At 47.7% G+C, this 310-nt stretch carries 1 pseudogene; it reads right to left on the reverse strand.

Going from position 1 to position 310, the window contains the following annotated elements:
* A pseudogene (locus N7659_RS08265) lies at nt 1–310 on the reverse strand (collagen-like protein); the annotation flags it as partial.

The raw sequence follows: 310 nt of genomic DNA on the forward strand, positions 1-310 counted from the left end.
TTTACCATCTGAGAAGGTGATAACAGTATTACCTGAATCATCTTTTCTGACATTAGTGATGCTGACTGAGCTACCGTCACGACCATCGCGGCCTGATTGACCTGTTGCTCCTTGTTCACCGCGTTCGCCTTGTAAGCCACGTTCGCCTCGGTCTCCCTTATCACCTTTGTCTACTGTAACTGTTTTACCATCTGAGAAGGTGATAACAGTATTACCTGAACTGTCTTTTCTGACATTAGTGATGCTGACTGAGTTACCATCGTGGCCGTCACGACCTGCTTGTCCTGTTGCTCCTTGTTCACCGCGTTCG

The organism is Streptococcus sp. CSL10205-OR2 (genome assembly GCF_025660655.1).
In the GTDB taxonomy this organism is placed as follows: domain Bacteria; phylum Bacillota; class Bacilli; order Lactobacillales; family Streptococcaceae; genus Streptococcus.